The 19,271-nt window shown below is 44.4% G+C and carries 17 protein-coding genes; 6 read left to right on the forward strand and 11 right to left on the reverse strand.

Features of this window, described 5'->3' with window-relative positions; genetic code table 11:
* Positions 1–40: 40 nt before the first annotated feature.
* On the reverse strand, positions 41–1,582 hold the full coding sequence (locus OCU46_RS16220; protein WP_141270600.1) for a BCCT family transporter: 1,542 nt from the start codon (positions 1,580–1,582) through the stop codon (positions 41–43).
* Positions 1,579–2,472 (reverse strand): homocysteine S-methyltransferase family protein, encoded by an 894-nt coding sequence (locus tag OCU46_RS16225; RefSeq protein WP_141270599.1) that lies wholly within the window; start codon positions 2,470–2,472, stop codon positions 1,579–1,581. The genes OCU46_RS16220 and OCU46_RS16225 overlap by 4 nt, the downstream gene beginning before the upstream one ends.
* 333 nt (positions 2,473–2,805) lie before the next feature.
* Between OCU46_RS16225 and OCU46_RS16230 the strand changes: the two genes are divergently transcribed.
* The 4 genes from OCU46_RS16230 to OCU46_RS16245 all read left to right on the forward strand — a co-directional run bounded on the left by OCU46_RS16230 (position 2,806) and on the right by OCU46_RS16245 (position 8,189).
* Positions 2,806–4,119, forward strand: coding sequence for a ferredoxin reductase family protein (locus tag OCU46_RS16230; protein WP_141270598.1), 1,314 nt, complete (start codon positions 2,806–2,808; stop codon positions 4,117–4,119).
* A 101-nt stretch (positions 4,120–4,220) separates the two neighbouring features.
* Positions 4,221–5,762: a glutamate synthase-related protein gene (locus OCU46_RS16235; protein ID WP_141270597.1), complete on the forward strand. Its 1,542-nt coding sequence runs from the start codon at positions 4,221–4,223 to the stop codon at positions 5,760–5,762.
* Positions 5,763–6,052: 290 nt separating this feature from the next.
* On the forward strand, positions 6,053–7,645 hold the full coding sequence (locus OCU46_RS16240; RefSeq protein WP_141270596.1) for a CehA/McbA family metallohydrolase domain-containing protein: 1,593 nt from the start codon (positions 6,053–6,055) through the stop codon (positions 7,643–7,645).
* 58 nt (positions 7,646–7,703) lie between these two features.
* A complete protein-coding gene (locus tag OCU46_RS16245; protein ID WP_141270595.1) occupies positions 7,704–8,189 on the forward strand; it encodes a DUF3299 domain-containing protein in 486 nt (161 codons plus the stop codon).
* Positions 8,190–8,244: 55 nt separating this feature from the next.
* Here the strand turns inward: OCU46_RS16245 and OCU46_RS16250 are convergent, their stop codons facing one another.
* The 3 genes from OCU46_RS16250 to OCU46_RS16260 all read right to left on the reverse strand — a co-directional run bounded on the left by OCU46_RS16250 (position 8,245) and on the right by OCU46_RS16260 (position 10,499).
* On the reverse strand, positions 8,245–8,481 hold the full coding sequence (locus OCU46_RS16250) for a hypothetical protein (protein ID WP_141270594.1): 237 nt from the start codon (positions 8,479–8,481) through the stop codon (positions 8,245–8,247).
* Positions 8,478–9,383, reverse strand: coding sequence for a LysR family transcriptional regulator (locus tag OCU46_RS16255; protein WP_141270593.1), 906 nt, complete (start codon positions 9,381–9,383; stop codon positions 8,478–8,480). Before OCU46_RS16255 ends, OCU46_RS16250 begins: the two co-directional genes overlap by 4 nt.
* Before the next feature lie 126 nt (positions 9,384–9,509).
* The gene (locus OCU46_RS16260) at positions 9,510–10,499 is read right to left on the reverse strand and encodes a zinc-dependent alcohol dehydrogenase family protein (RefSeq protein WP_141270592.1); all 990 of its coding nucleotides are present in this window, start codon (positions 10,497–10,499) and stop codon (positions 9,510–9,512) included.
* 286 nt (positions 10,500–10,785) lie between these two features.
* On the opposite strand from OCU46_RS16260, the gene OCU46_RS16265 reads away from it, so the two are divergent.
* Both OCU46_RS16265 and def read left to right on the forward strand, forming a co-directional pair.
* Positions 10,786–11,631: an enoyl-CoA hydratase/isomerase family protein gene (locus tag OCU46_RS16265; protein ID WP_141270591.1), complete on the forward strand. Its 846-nt coding sequence runs from the start codon at positions 10,786–10,788 to the stop codon at positions 11,629–11,631.
* Positions 11,632–12,016: 385 nt separating this feature from the next.
* Positions 12,017–12,520, forward strand: coding sequence for a peptide deformylase (def, locus tag OCU46_RS16270; protein ID WP_141270590.1), 504 nt, complete (start codon positions 12,017–12,019; stop codon positions 12,518–12,520).
* A 403-nt stretch (positions 12,521–12,923) separates the two neighbouring features.
* Here the strand turns inward: def and OCU46_RS16275 are convergent, their stop codons facing one another.
* From OCU46_RS16275 to OCU46_RS16300, 6 genes are all read right to left on the reverse strand, one after another.
* Positions 12,924–14,147 carry an MFS transporter gene (locus tag OCU46_RS16275; protein WP_141270589.1) on the reverse strand — a complete coding sequence of 408 codons (1,224 nt, stop codon included), beginning with the start codon at positions 14,145–14,147 and terminating at the stop codon, positions 12,924–12,926.
* 120 nt (positions 14,148–14,267) lie between these two features.
* On the reverse strand, positions 14,268–15,407 hold the full coding sequence (locus OCU46_RS16280) for an ROK family protein (protein WP_141270588.1): 1,140 nt from the start codon (positions 15,405–15,407) through the stop codon (positions 14,268–14,270).
* A 10-nt stretch (positions 15,408–15,417) separates the two neighbouring features.
* A complete protein-coding gene (locus tag OCU46_RS16285; protein WP_141270587.1) occupies positions 15,418–16,233 on the reverse strand; it encodes an inositol monophosphatase family protein in 816 nt (271 codons plus the stop codon).
* Between the two features lie 9 nt (positions 16,234–16,242).
* A complete protein-coding gene (locus OCU46_RS16290; RefSeq protein WP_141270586.1) occupies positions 16,243–17,337 on the reverse strand; it encodes an ABC transporter ATP-binding protein in 1,095 nt (364 codons plus the stop codon).
* Position 17,338: 1 nt separating this feature from the next.
* Positions 17,339–18,256, reverse strand: coding sequence for an ABC transporter permease subunit (locus OCU46_RS16295; protein WP_141270585.1), 918 nt, complete (start codon positions 18,254–18,256; stop codon positions 17,339–17,341).
* Between the two features lie 3 nt (positions 18,257–18,259).
* Positions 18,260–19,141 (reverse strand): carbohydrate ABC transporter permease, encoded by an 882-nt coding sequence (locus OCU46_RS16300; RefSeq protein ID WP_141270583.1) that lies wholly within the window; start codon positions 19,139–19,141, stop codon positions 18,260–18,262.
* Positions 19,142–19,271 lie beyond the last annotated feature (130 nt).

Below are 19,271 nucleotides of genomic sequence, written 5' to 3' on the forward strand. Positions count from 1 at the left end.
TTATAAAGCCCCTCTTGGCATTGATAACACTGGCAAAATCTTAGGAATATTCAGTCGCAACTTTCTGCAATGACATTGTGTCTTCTTGTTTGCTCGCTACCTGAATTGCACCAAGTTCTTGCATCAAATGCTTAACAAGTATGGCATAGATGAACATCATAGGTAGTCCAGCCACAACACACAGTGACTTGATGGTATTGATTCCACCACCGGCTAAGAACACGCTAAAGCTGATGATCGCGATAGCGCCGGCCCATAGTAGTTTTACCTTGTTGTCAGGGTCGCCATTGAGCTCCAATCGGTTAGTCGTCAGCATTGCTGTTGCCACACTGGCACTAGACATAGTGGTTAGCATTAGGAAGAACTGAATCAGCAAAAATATGCCCAGAACCAGCGAGTTTGCTGGTAGTGTCTCGATAAGAGAAACCACTGCATAAGTTAACCCACCATCACTCATCCATTGCTGGACTGGGAACCCCCCTAGCATTTGAGCCCATACTGCATAGCCACCAAAAACTGAGATAAAGAAGGCGCATCCAAGTGAGCCCATAGAGATGGTACACAAGATTACTTGGCGAATAGTACGTCCGCGCGATATGCGTGTGATAAACAAGCCCATCATGATGAGGTAAGCGTAATACCAGAACCAGTAGTACTGAGTCCAACTTTGTGGGAAGCCGCTTTGCTGAACTGGATCAGTCCACAACGACATTCTGAAAAAACTATCAAGCATCACGCCAATAGAGTCGGTGAAGTTGTTGAGTACAAACTGTGCGTTGGATGAGAACAATACAAACAGTGCAAAACCAATGGCCATCAACACGGTGTAATCAGATACCTTGCTGATCCCTCGATTAAAGCCCACCAGCATCACGCACATCAATACGGCGACAAACAACAAAATGATGCCGCCCTGCAAAAGCAATCCATTTTCTATGCCCAGTAGCTTGGAAGCACCCGTACTAAGCAGTGTCACTGTCAGCGATAACGAGCTAGCAAAGGCTGCCAAGGTGCCAAAGATAGCCAGCAAATCTATCGCCTTGGCAACGACCGGATTGGTACCAACCACAGATTCACACAGGGTGGATAGTTTTAGTGTGCGCTGCTTCTTTACGTAAAACGCGTATGCAAAAGGGATAGCTGGGAAACAATATATCGCCCACCCTGTAATGCCCCAATGAAAAATAGAATACGTCACCGCCCACGCGGCTGCAGAGAAACTATTCGCCTCAGCAAACAAAGGTGGGGATTGCAGATAATACATAGGTTCGCCAATTCCCCAATAAATCAAGGAAGCGCCTACACCTGCGGTAAAAATCATGCCGCCATAAGTAAAATTGCTGTACTCAGGGTCCTCTTCGCCCAACTTGATATCGCCATATTTAGAAAAGGCGAGCCAAAACAGGAATGCTACCAGTGCCAAACTTGCAATCTGAACTAACCAGCCAAACCAGTTAGTCACAAAGGTCATTGCCCCACCAGCCATCGCCTGTGACTGCGCTGGAAACAAAGACGAGACAAATAGTAAAGTAATCACCATCACCACCGCAGGAATTGCTAGTCCATAGTTTAGGTTTCTCATTTGCTGTCTCTCCACTCAGCCAGGGCTTTAATATGTGAAGGGTAGATCCCGCAACAGCCACCAATGATAGTGGCCCCAGCTTGATGCCATTGTTTGGCAAATTCGAGATAGTCTTGGGGAGAGAGTTCACGCATAGATTGAATGGTGTCATTAGCTTCATGGGTGGCACCAATAGGCGTGAAACTGTTGGAAAATACTCCTATCACCACATCAATATCTTGAGCATCAATAATGGCTTTAGCTTCAGCGATTGCTTGTTCCATCACTTCAGGAATTGAACAATTGAAAAAGATGCCACTAGCCCCAGACTGGCAGAGTTTTATCGTCGCTTCTTGAACCGTTTCTCCGGAGCGTAACTTGGGAATATCAGTCACGTCATCTTGCAAGGTAAATGCGTAGTGACAAGGTTTTTCGGTTTGAGATAACACTTGGTTGATGGCTTCAAACTCGGCAATACTCGCTACGGTTTCAGCTAGCCACAAATCAACATACTCTTCTTGTGCCTCAAATAGAGTTTGAGTGATCTCTTTTACCTTTACTGGTTCAAATAGATCAGGGCGGTAGCTACCTAATGCAGGAGGAATAGAACCTGCAATAACAACGTTCTGATTACTTTTATTTACCGCTTCTCTTGCAAGCTTTGCAGCCGTGCGCGCTAGCTCTGCGCCTCGCTCTTGATACAAGGCTTCGCCTAAATGAAATGGCACACACGCATAGCTGTTTACCGTGATTATTTGGGCACCCGCCTCAATAAAACCACGATGAGCCTGCTCAACATGGTTTGGAGATTCGATAAGTGCTTGAGCACTCCATTGTGGCTGAGTAAAAGGCGCGCCAATGCGTTTTAGTTCGCGTCCCATGCCACCATCTAGGATGATTACGTCTGTCATCTTTTTGCTTCCATACAACTCTACTTGGATATATCACATTGAATACGAGCAGTAGAGCAATTGGTAGTGAAAGCTGCTCAACAGCTATATGAAGAAATTTCACGTTTATACAAGAATAGTAAATAACAGCGTCCCCTCACCTGGCCTATTGCGTGTAATTTGCAGACAGACTGAGTTTTAGCGCGAACCATAAGGACTTTACCTACTGTCTACATGGAGTAAGTAAGATACAAAAGATGACTCTAGGTAAAGCTGTGTAAATGCTCTTTATGCTTAAAATTACAGCACCTAATATAACCTTGTATTTAGTAAGGTTATATTAGGTTGGTGTGTATGCTTAGATTCACATTGGTACTGACGATATTGTGGTTGCCTAGTCTATTGGTGATTGATTGGGACAACCCTACTAACTTCTTCTTTTGGCGTCATCAATTGACTATGTATACCGGACTATTAGGTTTGGGCTATATGGGTTTTGCCGTCCTATTGGCAGCACGCTTTCGATGGATTGAAAGCAAAATCAATGGCCTAGATAAAAGCTATCGACTACATAAGCACCTTGGTATCGGAGCGCTGGTCGCTTTATGTCTGCACTGGTTGATCATACAAAGTGCGAAATGGCTGGTGATGTCGGGAATGCTTACTAGACCAAACCGAGGACCAAGACCTGAAATTGTGGGCATTAATTGGCGTGCTTTAGCCGAGCAAGTTGGCGATGTATCTTTTAAGCTCTTTCTAATCTTTTGCCTAATCAGTCTAATTCAAGCCATCAGCTACACCCGATTTCGGTTTACTCATAAAGTGGGTGGATTACTAATGATTGCTGGAGTTTTCCACGCAGTGTTTCTGCTCGATTGGAATACAGCAGCAATGCCTATGAATCTCGCGATTTTTGTCATATCAATAATCGGTGTCATATGTGCAGGGATCTCGCTGACCGGCCAGATAGGAAAACAAAATAAGGTGCAAGGAACGGTTGGTAACGTTGAGAGATTTACAGATAACCATGGTAACAATCTCGTGATTCGTTTTCCGGTTCGCTTGCAATCAGAATTACATTATCGAGAAGGGCAATTTGCCTACCTAGATTTTCACGACGGCGAATCACCTCATCCATTCTCAATACTCGATTTTAATTCAGAGACCAACACTATAGTGTTTGGCGTTAAGAATCTGGGTGATTACACCTCTAAAATGGTGAACTCATTGTCGCAAGGCCAGACAGTGACCGTTGAAGGTGGCTATGGCTCTTTTCATATACCAAAGGCTCAGCAACAAGTCTGGGTGGGCGCTGGGATTGGGATTGTGCCATTTTTATCCCATTTATACTGGCTCAAGAGAACACGGCAGTCATCAGCACCAAAGAAAGTCTGGTTATTCTACTGTGTAAATTCATCAAAAGAGGCGTTCTTCCACAAAGAAATCCTTACCCTTCTTTCGCATCTTAGTTTTGTTGAATTACACATCGTTGATGCGGGCAAGGGCCAACTACTCAGCAGTAAACAAATAATAGAGACCTGTAATGATCTCGATGTCGAGGTTTGCTTTTGTGGCCCTGCGAGCTTTAGTCATAAATTATCTAGTGGGCTAGTAAGCATGGGAGTTCCCGAGAACCGCTTTCATGCTGAGTTGTTTAATCTGCGCTAGCGCTAATGGCATTGTCACACGTGATCTCGCTGATTTCTGGGCAGTGCTACACTGGCGAACTAAGCTATTAGGTATTCAATGGCCTATCAATTGGTGGAGTGATGAACAAACCTGTAGTTGCTGACAACAAACCAAAAAAAGTCGAACTTACTAAGGGTGAAGAATACTATTTCTGCACCTGTGGGCGTTCTAAGAATCAGCCTTTCTGTGACGGCTCTCATGCGGGTACAGGTTTCAAGCCAAAGAGCTTTACAGCAGAAGAAAGTGGCGATGGCTATCTATGCCAGTGCAAGCACACTGCAAATGCACCATTTTGCGATGGCTCTCACAAGCAATTCACCGCTGAACAGGTTGGTAAGGAAGGACCGGGTGTTCAAGTACAGCAATCGGAGATCCCCATTGCTGTGGCAACGACCGAAGAGCCAACCGTTGAGTTCATTCACCAACTGGCAAGAGATGGTCTATCCAAACTGGGTCACCATGGCCCAATGACATCAATGGGCGTACCTCGTCATCTTCTTCCGCACTGGGATGACTTGCAAATAATGGTCGCACAAATGGCAACAAAACCCTTGATGGAGGGAGTGCCAGTAGCCACAGAGTTGGTTATTGGTCCGCAAGCCAAAAAGCCTCTGAAACTGAAAATTCCACTGTTTGTTTCGGATATGAGTTTTGGTGCCTTATCAGAAGAAGCAAAAATTGCCCTAGCTACTGGCGCTGAACTTGCTGGTACGGGTATTTGCTCTGGCGAAGGAGGCATGTTACCTGAGGAAAAAGCGGCTAACTCACGCTACTTCTATGAGTTGGCTAGTGCTCAATTTGGCTACAAAGAAGAACTCCTAAAAGGGGTTCAAGCCTTCCACTTTAAAGGTGGGCAAGGCGCTAAAACAGGAACAGGTGGTCACCTACCCGGAAATAAAAACACAGGGAAGATCTCCGAGGTGCGTGGCATACCTGAGGGTGAGCCTGCTATCTCACCCCCCACCTTTAAAGACCTGAATACTGCTGAAGACTTTAAAGCCTTTGCCAACCGAGTGCGTGAGATAACCGGCGGAATTCCAATTGGTTTTAAACTCAGTGCTAACCATATAGAAGAGGACATACAGTTTGCCCTTGATGCCAGTGCCGATTACATCATTTTAGACGGGAGAGGCGGTGGTACTGGCGCGGCCCCAGAGATGTTCCGCGATCATATTAGTGTGCCTACCATTCCGGCGCTCGCTCGAGCTCGTCGCTATCTGGATGAGCAAGGTATGAGTGGCAAAGTCACGCTGATCATCACTGGTGGAATTCGCGTGCCTATGGACTTTGTCAAAGCCATGGCCCTTGGAGCGGATGGCGTTGCTATTTCAAATAGCGCGATGCAATCCATCGGTTGTGTGGCGGCTCGAATGTGTAACACCAACAATTGTCCAGCAGGCATTGCCACGCAAAAAGCCGACTTAAGACAAAGGCTCAACGTTGATAAGTCTTCCAAGCAACTACATAACTTCTTCAATGCCTCAGTAGAACTAATGCAAGTAATGGCTAGAGCCTGTGGTCACCATAAACTCAGTGATTTCAACAAAAAGGATCTTGCGACTTGGCATAGAGAAATGGCTTTGCTTTCTGGGGTTAGATATTCCGGCTATGACAAGCCGTAAACCGATAGCAGTTTCTGATAGCTCTTGAACCTGTTGTTTAAGAGCTATTCCTACCAAAGAGCATACAAACTTCCATAATGTTTTTGTACATGAGTATTTTCGTTACATACCAATCATTTAAAATCTTATCTTACATGTAGAAACCACTGGTATTACTAACGTTCAAACCCTCGCTAAAAAGCTCTTCTGACTTTAAACCTTCATCAATATCGCGTTTTACCTTCATCTTGATACCTAGAATGGACCGAAGAAATACTAATGACTTTTTACATTCTTAAACAATGAGTTAGATGAAAATGAATACTTATAAAATGACTACCTTGGCATTAAGTTGCGCATTTGCGATAGCAGGTTGTAATAGCTCTAGCAGTGACAATAGTTCCACCGATATCCCAACTCTTCCTATTCTCCCTGGGCAACCAGGCCCAGTACCTCCTGAATCTAAGCCTGAACTGAAAAATGGCCGCTTCCTTGCTGGTGATTTTCACGTACATACCGCTGTTTCTGAGGATGCTCATACTCCAGTCGATGAAGGCTTAAGACGCGCCTTTGAAGTTCACGATTTAGACTTCGTATTCCTTTCCGATCACTTAAGGCTCACCCATCGTGATGACCAGAACATACAGCATGACACACCACTACCTGTATTCGACGCCATTAAGAAATATCAACTTCAGCACTTCGATAAATACCTAGATCAAGGAAAGGTCATTATTGCTGGCACCGAGTGGAACAATGACAACTTCGAACACACAAACGTTTGGATGTTTGATGACGAGCCCAATTCTGATAAAAGCATCGACTTTATGCGACAGTTTGAGTTTTACGCTCAAGACTACTCTGAGAGCTATTACCCTGCTGAAGATGTTGCTAAATGGCTAGATGAAGGCGAACGTTTTGACACATCAACCGAAGGCCTAGAAGCCATTAAGTGGTTAAAGGCAAACATACCAACTGGGCAGGGGCTGGTTCAGTTCAACCACCCTAACCGAAAGGGTGATAATTACACTGTCTCTGATTATCGCGACATTTTGAATGCAGCACCTGGACTAATGTGTGCCTATGAAGGTCTTCCTGGTAACCAAGCAACAGACCTAAGGGCGGAATACGAATACGATAAGTACAACGGAAATATTCGAGCCTTTGTCTATGGTGGTGTTGATTACTCGGTCAACGAATTGGGTGGTGAATGGGATGCATTGCTTGCAGAGGGTCATAAAATTTACCTGACATCAAACTCTGATTTCCATGATGCCTACGCCCCAGGTCAATACAATAAAACTCTAGTTTGGTTAGATGAACAACAGGAGGCTAATGTACCAAACATAATGCAGGCTGTTTGTTCAGGCAAAACCGTTGCTATGTATGGCAACTTAATTGAAGACCTTAATTACTATGCTGAGTCTAAGTACGACAAACAAATGATGGGTGACTCCCTATACACTCAAAAGGGAGAAGATGTAGAGTTGACGATCCGCTTCAAACCATCAGAGGGCAATCCCTACACTGATGAGCACAGCATTGATGCTCCTGTAGTTGATCATATCGACCTGATTGGCGGTGAAATGGTAGAGCCTGCTAAGCCAGGTACACTTGAGTATTCACTGGCATACAACCGCACCACACGCCTGCATCACCGCTTTATGATTGATGACTATCAAATTGATGACGACGGTTACTATACCCTAACCCACACAATTGAAAATGTAGACAAAGACATGTACTTCCGAATCCGTGGCACTGATATCGAACTAAACAGTGAGCGAATGGATCGTGATGGCAATCCAAATGTCGATTTTAGAAGAGCCTCAGGTGCGTCTAATGAAGACAATTACAACAGCCTATGGTTCTACTCTAGTCCAATCTACCTGAACGTTGAGTAACCCCTTTATTTAGCACTATCCAAGGAGCAGTTTTTCTGCTCCTTTTGTGAGTATTTTAATGAAAATCATCAAACTGATATTTCTATTTCTTTCTTTTTCAGTGCAAGCAGAGATCCTAGATTTAAAGTGGTTAGATCTAGTCCCTGAACATGAAAAAGAACAGGTCATGTTATCTGTAAAGCAACAAATGAACATGAATAATCATGACGAAACATCCACTGAAACCGCAGAGCAAACATTGGTAGGTACGGTCCGTAATGAACTCAACAACACTATGGTCAAAATCCCAGGCTTTGTAATCCCAATTGAAGGCACTAGCATGGCTGTAAAAGAATTCTTGCTCGTTCCTTTCTACGGCGCATGTATACATGTGCCTCCCCCACCTCAAAATCAATTAATTCATGTTGTAATGGAAGATTTCGCAGAAATAAAAGGAATGTGGGAAGTCGTTTATGTCACAGGAAATCTAACGACTCAAACTTTCAAGCATGACCTAGCGAGCGTGGGTTACAGAATTGATGGCAGTAGCATCAGCACTCGATAATTCAATGCATTCGCAACAAAAATGATTAATCGTTATCGAGGGATAATAGCTGTTACTACTTATTATTCGGGTCACTCCCCATCAATTTAGACTTCATGTCCATGATGAACATGGGCCCGATAATGATGACGCACGCCAGCAGCAACACCTCTTCTGCTATCAATAGATACGAGGTATACAGGTCGCTTTGTTGCGGCTCAAAGCCCATAGTAGGAACTAGGATAATCAGCACCCAAGCCAATACATAGGCGGCCAAAAGAGCAATACAAACTTTTATCTTCACTTTACTCATTGGTTTAGCTCTAATGACCAGTATGGCGGTTTTCCATAATACTGAGAGAAGTAATCAACGAAAGCTCTCACCTTTGGCGCAACCAAGCGAGCGCTAGGGTAAACGACCCAAATTGCCGCTCCATCAACTAAGCGGTAGTCTTGGAGCACTTGCACCAACTCACCACGTTTGAGGTTCTCATGCACAAGCCATGTAGCGCACTTGGCGATACCTAGCCCGTCTAAGCATGCATCTCTGACTGCCTCACCATGATTAACCCGTATACTACCCGTCCCCTTAATATTGACCTGTCCTTGCGGGGTATCAAATGTCCATATCTTAAGGCCGGATTGCCCAATACACTGATGTTGGCGCAACGACTCAGGATTCTCAGGTAGGCCATACTTTTCAATGTACTCGGGTGAGGCACACATAATGCGTTCATCAACCGCGAGTTTCTTAGCTATTAGGCTAGAGTCCTGTAGTTCTGCATCTCGAATCGCCACATCAAAGCCACCATCTATAAGATCGATCATAGAGTCGGTAAGTTGAATATCGACAGATAAGTCAGGGTTCTCTTTAAGAAACCCCTTCAAAGCGGGCATCAAGTGCATACGACCGAACGAAGCGGGGGCAGTAACTCGCAGCGTACCTTGCGGCCTTTCTGCTCCCTTACCCACTGACGCTAGCGCTGCATCAACGCCTAACAGTAGCTCTTCAGCATGAGGCAAAAAAACCTCGCCTTCCTCAGTCAAAGAAACCTTACGAGTAGTGCGATGAATTAAGCGGGCACCTACACTATCTTCTAAGCGATTAATGTGCATGCTGGCAACGGGAGCGGACAGACCAAGTTCTTGACCTGCTTGACTAATATTATGAGTAGACGCCACACGGACGAACAATTTGAGGTGCTCTATATTCACTTAATTGGCCTGCTTTGATTCAGCATCTGCTTCTTGATAAAGGTAAATATACGCTAATTTTGGACATAAATAAGGCTCACTTAGAAAAGTGAGCCTTATTGAAGAGAAGCGGAGCTTGTGCGAGGCTTAGATAACGCTGATCACAACCTTGCCAATCGCCTTGCCTGAGGCTAAATGCGCGTGTGCATCACCCGCTTGGCTAAGGTCGAAGGTTTTAGGATCAACAACGGGAGTCAGCGCACCCGCTTCAGCAACCTTGGCTAGTTCTGCCAAGATCTGTCCGTGCTCTTCACGTTTGAAGTTGTGAATCATTGGAATCAGCATAAACACCACATGTAATGACAAACCTTTAAAGTGCGCCGTGCTCAAATCTAACTCCAATAGTGAAACCGTTGTCGCTATTTGGCCGTTCAGCGCTGCTGCATCCATGGAGTTTTTTAAGTTTTCTCCACCAACAGAGTCATAAACGACGTCAAACCCTGCACCTTGAGTATGCTTGGCTACATAGTCTTCAACTGTTTCAGAGGTGAAGTCAATCGCCGTTGCACCAAGTTTCTCCATCAGTTGCGCTTGCTCGCCCGCACGACCTGTAGCAAAAACATCTGCCCCCATGTGTTTTGCGAGCTGTAGTGCTAAGTGACCAACGCCACCAGAACCACCGTGTACTAAGACTTTCTGGCCTGCACCTGTTCCTGCACGAACTAGGCCTTCATATGCGGTGATACCAGCAAGGGGAATGGCGGCCGCTTCACGCATTGAAAGGTTTTTAGGTTTATGAGCAATCAATTTGGAATCGGCAGGCATAAACTCGGCCAGCGTACCTTGAAGTTCACCTAAGCCACCTGCACAACCATATACCTCATCACCAACAGCAAAGTCAGATACACCCTCACCTACTGCTTCAATCGTACCAGCAAAGTCCATACCTAAAATAGCAGGCGTTTTAGGAGAGAAAGGAAGACCTTCGCCCATTTCTCGTATCATCATGTCGACGGTATTGACACTCGTTGCAGCTACACGAACCAATACCTCACCAGCTTTAATTTCTGGTTTAGGCACTTCTGCTACTTCAAATGCTTCCACACCACCATATTCACGTACGATTGTTGCTTTCATTTACTCTCACCTTTGCAATTATCTTTCATCAAGCTAACGCTGATCTTGTGTCTAGCCTTAGAGTCTAGACAAATTCACCTCAGTCATCTTCAAGCATTACATGAAAGAGAATTAAGCATTCTTTAATAATCCACATCGATGGTCCTAAGCAGAAAATTCAAGATTGATTATTTAGTTTTCCTTAATACTGTTGTGAAAAAGTACATATTGTTGCCTGAAGGGACTCTGCATAGAGTTGGGTTGAACGTTTAATTTCTGTTCAGCCCAATTTTTAAGGAGCAACACCATGGCTTATGACGGCTACACAACCTTTACCGCAAAGAAAGAAGATGGAATCCTAACTATCACTTTTGACTTCGGCCCTGTGAATGTACAAGGTCAGGAGATGCTTGCCGACCTCAATGGATTAGCTCTAAGGCTTGAGCGAGACAGAGAAGTTAAAGTGGTGGTATTCCAATCTGCTAACCCTGAGATTTGGGTCTGCCACTACGACACAAATCTATTGAAAGAAATGTCTACAGAGGCAGTTTCTAGAGAAGAGGCAAAACTACTAGACCTTCAATCAGTGCTCGAACGCATCAGTAAACTCCCTCAAGCGACTATCGCCAAATTAGAAGGGTTTGCACGTGGTGGTGGTCATGAATTTGCCCTTGCTTGTGACATGCGGTTTGCCGCCCGTGGCAAGTTTAAGTTCATGCAAATGGAGGTGGGTATGGGAATTCTGCCTTGTGGCGGTGGCGCTTCTCGTATGGCTAGGCAAGTAGGTTTAGGCCGAGCTCTAGAAATCATCTTGAGCGCGCGAGACTTTGATGCTGATGAAGCCGAAGCCTACGGCACAATCAATAAGGCATTGGAGCCAGATGAAATCGGCGAGTATGTCGATACCTTAGCAAAACGTATCTCCAAATTTCCTGCTGAATCTATTAATGCCTGTAAACAAATGGTGTATGAATCCATAGATAAACCTATCGATGAAGCACTCAAAGCCGAAGCTTATTGGCTCTACCAAGCCACCAGCAAAACAGCAGCCGTAAAACGCTTCACCATTGCTGATGAACAGGGTTTGGAACACGATATTGAAAACCAACGCAATTGGAATACCTTGGTTATGAATGTGCAAGACATTAACTGATCAAGCTTTTTCTCTATGCGTTTTAAGAATGGTCAACACCGGTAAACTGTTGCGCTTTGGTGATGCTAGTTTGAAAAGGAGTTCATTATTGAGCTCCTTTTCCATAAGGGCGTGATAAAATCTAACGCAGGCATTTTAGGGTAATTGTGCTAACGCATTTATGCCCCATTCTTTCTTAGAGTAGATGCCATCAGCCAGTCTTGACCTACAAAACTGGTTTATCTCAACTGACACGGAAGTAAAACCCTATAGAACAGTAGTAATTGTTGGTAGGGCACTCAGCAAGTTACATGTTGAACTGAATGCATAAAGGTTGCATCATGTCGCCCGAAAAAGCGGCACGCGGCCGTATTGAAACCACACCTCTATATGTAGAAAGGCAAAAATGGCAGTTTTAAACATTCTAACCGCACCAAATCCTAAGCTAAAAATTAAAGCCCAGAAGGTAACAGACATTTCTTCTGTGCAAACGTTAATCAACGATATGCTAGACACATTATATGCGACTGAAAATGGTATCGGTTTGGCATCAACTCAAGTCGGTCGGAAAGAGGCTGTTGTTGTTATCGATTTGTCAGAAAGTAGAGACCAGCCATTGATTCTTGTTAACCCAGAGGTGATTGACGGCTCTGATAAAGCTTTGGGTCAAGAAGGTTGCTTGTCAGTTCCGGACTATTATGCTGATGTTGAGCGATTTTCTTCTGTTACCGTCTCTGCTTTAGATCGTGAGGGAAACTCAATTACGGTTGAGAGTGATGAATTTTTAGCTGTTGTCATGCAGCATGAAATTGATCATCTATCTGGTAACTTGTTTATTGATTACCTTTCACCACTCAAGCGTCAAATGGCGATGAAAAAAGTTAAGAAGTACGTTAAAGCGCACTCCTAAAGCGGATAGTAGTTCGAGCTTTCATTAAGGGAAGGTTGCCCTCAACTCAAGTCAGATGGTTATTGTTGTGCAACGCACCTTTGCCCCAAAGCAAGCCAGAACACGATTGACCATGATTTGAAGAGTCTGCATTTTGGCTTACTTTTCCTCATGTCTAGAGCTCTAACTCTGTGGCCAGATTTGCTAATCCACTACAGGACTATTACAACCGATAACGGCCGCACCAAGTTAATGATGGGCTGTCGCCGGTTAATGCCGAAAATCGGCTTAAATCAGTGTCCGGAATTTGTTGACCACAACAAAATGAACTTTAATAGGGTGGCTTTGTTTTCCCCTATTAATTTTGACTACTCCAGAGTTCTGCTCCGAAGTGTGGCACTTTCCTATATCAAGCAGCTAAAACCTAAGTTATTAAAGGCCTTTCTTTAGTGAGGTTGGAGTAATTAATGAAGAAAAAAATACTTGTATAGAGGGTTAGTGGTAGAACAAAGCTAAACTTTAGCCCTATTGCTTCAACAAGAAAAGACTGACTTAATGGAATAATAGCATTACCAATTGAACACATTGTTATTAAAGCTCCAGCCTGTGATAAATGAGGGCCAGATTTATTTAGCGAGAGCGCATAAAGGTTTGGATAGAGGCCAGCGTGGCACAAACCCAGGAGGGTAACTAAAAGCGCAATAAAAGGCAGTTCTAGCACTAAAAATAGGCTGGTTATCACTATGCCCATCATTGAGAACAGGCTGATGACCGATTCCGCACTCCAGTTTTTTCCAAAGCGACTAATAAATAATCGGCCAAAGAAGATAAAAACCCAGTAAAGGCTCGTGGCTATGACTTCATAACCAAGCAGCCTATTGGCAATACTCTCGTCTTGGAATACAGCGACCACCATGGTGCCCATTCCGGACTCTAGCCCCCAACCGAATAACAACATCACTAGACTAAGCAAAAATCCACCGTTTGTGAGCAATTGCCTGTAGTTATTGTTCCCTTGAGGTGACGTATATGAAGCATCAGAACGTTGAATTGAGAACTCAGTTTGGCAGGAGATTATAAAAAGAACCACCATATATGAAGTGATAAGGCCGCCCGCAATCACCGTGCTAATCAAAATAGAATCAGATCCTACAATTGGAGCTATCCAGATAGACGCACCGATTAATAGGGGTGCAATCACGTTACCCAATCCGTTCCACGCCGATGCATAACGCTGACGCTGTGTGCTTTTGGTGCTGTCTCCAGTTAGCGAAATCAGTGGGAATCCGACCACTTGGCAGGCACACGCAGCACTACCTAGGAAAAAGGTCGAGCAGAGTAGCAACCAAAATTGCTCAATGGCAATAGAGAAGACAAATAGACCAAAAAAAAACGCAACAAGTAGTGTTGATAATCGGTGTACCACTAGGTATCCGAATGCGCGAATTAACCTCGCTGTTGGAATGCTAACCAGTAGCCTTGGTGAGAAATAGAGTAGACTAACCGTTAATGCAGCGGAAAGACTGATATCAAAAATGTTCGCAATATAGGGAGCCACTGTGACGATGTATACGGTGAGCAGCCCCCAAGCTAGGCTAGCTAAAGAGAGTGCGTTTAGGGAGCTTACTGAAAAAGCGTTTGGTTTCATGAAAGTGGTTATCTCAGAATAACGGGCGAAAAAGAGAGCAGCTATCTAAGCTGCTCTAGGCTATTTTTAGAAGGGCAGTAGTGAATCAATTTGCGCAAATCACCGAACCCATTGATGACTCTATTGTGAGCCGACCATTAAGATCTTTTTAATTGGTAACAGTGAGGCGCCTTTCGCTTCCCCTTCGATAGCTATGCTTGAGTAGTAGAGTTCAGGTGTTGGGTAACCCACTAATATCTGCTCGCCGATCACCTTGTTAATAGTTATCTCAAACAACTGCTTTACTGAGTTAGGAGCGTGACCACCAATAACAACGGCGCTCGGGTCAAAGACACCCAAGAATGATCGTAAGGATCGAATTAGCATTGGTTCCACCTCTTGATACCAGTTGACGACCAGTGGCATATTTTTGGCAGCGACTTGTTCAAGATCTTCGTTTACGTCAACGTTGTGGTCACTGAGGTATTGAACCAAGTTAGCCATAGCAGGACGATAAGGCCTTTCATCTGAGGTGAAGGTTCTACCGATTTGCCCTGCATTACCTAAACCGCCAGACATCAGCTCGTTACGCCATACCAAACCACTACCGTAGCCATAGCCAAAAGAGAGATAGACAAAGCTATCAAACTCTTTCCCTCGACCCAGCATCAACTCTGCAATAGCCGAACAGTTGGCGCTATTATCGACCCATACTGGAAGTGAGAATTGCTGGCTAAGTACTGTGGCATAATCAAGCTTTGGCCAATTGCCGAACGCTTCAAAGACCTCGTCTTCACCATTACCCTTCTGTCGATAGCTGGGTAAAGCGACACCTATGCCAAGAACTTGATCAATCTCAATATTGTTCATTTCTAGCTGGTGTTTGACTGCCAAATGAAGCTGTTCAAATACCTTCTCACTGTACTGGTTATCAATGGCTAATCGGGTTTCGGGAGGCGCTTCACCCGTTAGATCTGAGATACGAAGATAAATCCCTTTACCTTTAATGAAGCTCAAGCCTAGGGAGTAGTACTGCCTCGCGTTGATACGAACGGAGGGGCTTGGTTTTCCGCGCCCTTTTGCTATAGGATCACCAAGGACTAGCACCTTTTTCTCTAGCAACGCTTCAACAATGCGATGCGTCGACTGTTGAGTAAAGGGGACTCGAGTTGTAATTTCACCACGAGAGAGCTGTTTATCGTGCCAGACTATAGCAACCACCAGTTTTTCATTATCTGAAAGCTCAATTGGTGCGTGGTTTTGAGATAAAGGTAGTGTCATTAGTATTGCTCTACAGTAGACCTTTCATGTTTATCGACAAATCGTGCCATTTCTGTGCCGAACTTGCCACTAGTAGGTTCTTGCCAGTGACAAAAACATCAGCAGAATCACCGTCTAGATAAGCGGAATATCCGCCAGCTTCACTAACGGCAAGCAGGCCAGCATAGTGATCCCAAGGCTTAGTCCCTTTTTGAGTGAGGTAGAAATTGCCCGCACCAAATAGGATACCTCGATACTCGTGACACGAGCAGCCAAATGAGATGGCTCGGTCGTAGGTCGATAATAGGTTTAATATGGTCTCTTTTTGAGATTTGTCGAACAAGAAAGGCGAGATAAAGCCAAAGTCGCCCTGTTTCTCTTCGATCTCAATCTTTCTTGTTTCTCCATCGCTGCTTTGCCAGTAGCAGCCTTCACCTTTTTGCGCCCAGACCCAGTCATCGTTGATTGGGTCATACATCATTGAAAACAAGGTCTCTTGATTGACTCGTATTGCTACCATCACCCCAAAGACACTAATCCCGTGAGCGAAATTGTAAGTACCATCAATAGGGTCAATGATAACCAGTTTGTCGTATTGTTCTGGGTTGAAGCTTTCTTCATCGGCCATCATCTCTTCTCCCATAAAGAAAAAATCAGGGAAGAGTGGCTTAAGATGCGTGATGAGGTCGCGCTCTACCTTCTTATCACAGTCGGTGACCAAATCCGTAATTGAGGTTTTGGTTTGGATCTGTTTCTGTTGTAATCGTCTGAAATTAGAGCGAATTGTATCTCGAGATTGGGCCTGAACAATATCGAAGATCTGTTTGGCAGTTTGTTTATCTATCATAATATTCCTCTACTCTGCCACAGTGATTTTTAGGTTGATCTCTTTTCTTTTATTGGTTGTCTTGTCGAAGAAATGCAGCTTCTCTGCCGGAAAAAAAATACGAATTCTGTTATTTATTTGGATATATTGACCTAATTGAGTCGCAACTAGCAGCTCTTCTCCAGACGTCAATACAACCGTAACCACCTTATGTGAACCAAGATCTTCCATGTATTTGACAGTGGTCAACTCTCCATGGCTCTCTGATATCTCAATATGCTCAGGACGGATACCTACAATTGTGTTTTCTTCAATACAGTCCGGTTCGAGATCATTCATATATACCGAGGTAGTCGGTGTCATGTCGAAAAGGTTCATCGCCGGTGAGCCAATAAAGTTTGCCACGAACGTTGATGCAGGCTTTTCATAGATCTTAGAGGGTGTATCAAACTGCTCAAGGTGACCACCATTGAGAATGATGATTCTGTCAGCCAGCGTCATGGCCTCAATCTGATCGTGAGTAACGAATATTGAGGTAGAGCCGATGCGGCTATGCAGTTGTGATAGCTCCATACGCATCTCTTGGCGTAATTTCGCATCTAGGTTCGACAGCGGCTCATCAAAAAGCAGAACGCTTGGCTCACGAACGATGGCGCGACCAATAGCCACACGTTGGCGCTGACCACCTGATAGTTCGCTTGGTTGGCGTTCAAGGTAAGAACCGAGTGACACAACTTTAGCGACTTCTTCAACTCGCTCTCTACGCTGCTGCTTCTTTAGCCCCTGAATTTTTAGTGAGTAACCAATGTTGTCAGCCACCGTCATATGAGGGTATAAGGCGTAGTTTTGGAATACCATTGCACAACCACGTTTTTTCGGTTCAAGGTCCTGCACTTCTCTATCACCGATATGAATGGTGCCTGAGTCGGACTCCTCAAGCCCAGCAATGATGTTCATTGTGGTTGATTTACCACACCCTGATGGGCCGAGAATAACAATAAATTCGCCCGCTTTGATATCAATGCTCAGGTTTTCTATGACTGTGTTCGTGCCATACGATTTTTTGATGTTTTTTAGGCTAATGCCTTCAGCGTGATCACGTATGCTGTTTAGTAAATTGCTCATGTTACTTCTCCGAGAGCGTTAAGCCTTGAACGATGTATTTTTGCATCACCGCTATCATGATAATTGGAATAATATTGACCAAGATGGCACCTGCCATGATCATTGGGTAGTTAGGTGTCGCTCCGTCTACCACGGTACTAAGTTTGACTAAGCCAACCAGTGCTGTATCCATCTCTGGTCTTGAGGCTGCTACCAGTGGCCACATGTACTGGTTCCACCCACCCATGAACATCAGAACAAATAGTGAGATGATACTAGTCTTGGAAAGCGGCAACAGAATGTCGATCATAAATCGAATTGGCCCTGCACCATCCATAGTGGCTGCGTGAATCAATGATGGTGGAATAGTCTTAAAAAACTGTCTGAATAAGAAAGTGCCTGTTCCGGAAGCTAAAATTGGTGCAGCCATACCAAAGTAGGTGTCTAGGATGCTAAACTCTAGTTTAAGCGGCGTGCCATAGTAGGCACTTACTAGGCTATTAATGCCTGTAATTGTGAGCAAGCTATTGATAGGCTCTAGGATATTGGAAGCGACTTCATAGCTTGCAACAATACGTAGATCCAGCGGAACCATAGTTGACATTAGAATCATAAAGAAGATCAAAGTGCCGTATCGAACGCGGAAATAGACAATGCCAAATGCAGCTAAAAATGAGAATGCGGTTTTACCTGATGCCGATATCAGTGCGATGACGATGCTATTCGCGATTTGCGGAATAAGCGAGGTCTCATCCATAACCAATCGGAGATTTGTCATTAGCTCTGTGCCTGGCAGGTATTGCAAGCCTTCACGGAGGAAGGTCTCATAAGAATGCGTAGCGGTGATAACAACAATGTAAATCGGCAGCAAAACAAATAGCATGCCAGTTATCAGTATGGCATTCGCCACTCTATCAATAGATTTAGAATTCTCAATCATGGGTTAACGCTCATACTTAACTTTCTTTTCTAGGTACAAGAACTGGAGTAGAGCCAAGCTCAGTACCATCACGGTTAGGATTACAGTTTGGGTTGACGCACCTGATAAATCGCGTCCTAGGAAACCATCCTCATAGATTTTATACACCAGCAGCTTGGTTGATCCGCCAGGGCCACCTTGAGTCATACTGGCAATAAGAGCAAAGGCTGAGACAACGGAGTCTGTTACCTCAAGAACAAGAGCTAAGAACAGTTGTGGTGTTAATAGCGGGATATAAATATCAAGGATACGTCGCCAAGGGCCAGCGCCATCCATTGCGGCTGAGTGTGTCAGCGCTGTTGGAATCGCTTGAAGACCACCGAGGAAGATAACAAAGTTAAATGGTATTCCACCCCAAACGTGCGCAATGATCAGCATGCTAAACGCGTGAGAGCCATTCATTCCTGGCTCCCAAAGCCCTGGGTAGATATCGTTTAAGAACGAAAGCACACCAACAAAGGGGTTAAAAATAAATGCGAATGCAACACCAATAGAGGCACCGGCTACCGCTTTAGGCCATACCATAAAATTTCTAGCTGGATTAGAAAGCTTGAGTTTTCTATCAACCGCGATAGCTAGAATCAATGGCACTAATACCGAGAGAGAAGAGCCAATCACCATGAATTTCACTGTTAACCAGAAGCTACGGTAGAACTCTGGGTCAGAAAAGACATACCGATAGTTGTCTAATCCAACAAATATGCTCTCACCCCCAAATGGTGGCTGTAGTGTGAGTGACCACTCTACCGATTTAAAAATCGGTAAGTAGAAGAATAAGAATAAAAGCACTAACTGTGGGCCTGCTAGCCATAGGGTTAGCCAACGCTTTTTATATACTGCCTGCATGACATTCCTTGAACGACAAATATTTATAAATTCTGGATAGGAATCCAGCCTAACTAACTAACTAACTAACTAACTAACTAACGAATCAATTGATACTCTAGAAGCAAAATGTGACGCAGATATTACACTT

The sequence above is a fragment of the Vibrio comitans genome (assembly GCA_024346835.1).
In the GTDB taxonomy this organism is placed as follows: Bacteria; Pseudomonadota; Gammaproteobacteria; order Enterobacterales; family Vibrionaceae; genus Vibrio; species Vibrio comitans.